This window comes from Hydrogenivirga sp. 128-5-R1-1, from assembly GCF_000171895.1.
In genome coordinates this window covers 1-1167 of sequence record NZ_ABHJ01000466.1, presented here as the reverse complement: position 1 = coordinate 1167, position 1167 = coordinate 1, and the positions used below count along the sequence as shown (strand labels likewise).

1 protein-coding gene and 1 pseudogene are annotated in these 1167 nt (G+C 30.3%); both read right to left on the bottom strand.

The features are described from left to right. The coding region (locus HG1285_RS00630) for an ABC transporter ATP-binding protein (RefSeq protein WP_008289607.1) at nucleotides 1-787 on the bottom strand (787 nt) is incomplete at its 3' end. Between the two features lie 34 nt (nucleotides 788-821). Beyond that, nucleotides 822-1167: pseudogene (locus tag HG1285_RS00635) on the bottom strand (NAD+ synthase); the annotation flags it as partial.

Sequence of the window (1167 nt, the reverse complement as noted above, 5' to 3'; positions counted from 1 at the left end):
TGAAATGGTCAGAAGGTGGAAGACTATCAATTAGAAGTTTTGTATATGGATGGAGCGGATTTTTAAGAATATCTTCTTTTCCTCCTTTTTCCATTATTTTCCCTCTGTATAAAACAATAAGTTTATGAGAAAGCATTCCAACAACATTTAAATCGTGGGATATAAACAAAAAGCTTATATTTTCTTTTTTATTTAGCTTTTTAATAAGATTTATAATCTGAAGCTGGACAGATACATCAAGTGCAGATGTTGGCTCATCTGCAACTATAAAATCTGGATTTAAGACAATAGACCTTGCGATTGCAACCCTTTGCCTTTGACCCCCGGAAAGCTCAGAAGGATACCTTTCTAAAAAAGATTCATCTAATCCACTATCAACTATAGCTTTTATAACTCTTTCTTCCCTTTCTTTTTTAGGTACATTATGAACAATCAAAGGTTCTTCAATAATATCTTTCACTTTAAATCTTGGATTTAAAGAAGTTCTTGGGTCTTGGAATATTACAGATGTTTTTTTTCTGAACTGTTTTTCAGGATAATTATTAATATCTTTACCTTCAAAAAATATCGTTCCACTATCTAAATGTATCAATTTCAATATAAGTTTACCTATGGTTGACTTTCCACTTCCAGATTCACCAATAAGACCAACTATTTCGTTCTTTTTAACAGAAAATGATACGTTTTTAACTGCCGTGTGATATTTTTTTTCAAAAAGTGAGTTTTTTATAACATATTTCTTAGTTAAGTTGATAACTCTTAATAAAGGGGGCTGTTCTTTTTCCATTTAATTTATAATTTAAAAAATTTTCAAAATTATATCACATTTTAAATTTATTGGTTATCGGCATTCTTCTGTCTTTTCCAAATGCTTTTTCTGTTATCTTTATACCAATTGGTGCCTGTCTTCTTTTATATTCATTTCTATCAACCATCCTTGCCACTTTTCTTACAGAATTCTCATCAAATCCATACTCAACTATTTCATCCACAGATAAGTCTTCTTCTATATAAAGTTTAAGTATTTCATCTAAAATATGATACGGAAGAAGTTCATCTTCATCTTTTTGCCCTGGACGTAGTTCAGCAGATGGAGGCTTTTCTAAAACTCTTTCTGGTATTACCGGCGATATACTATTTCTATAGATTGCAAGCTCATAGACTTTA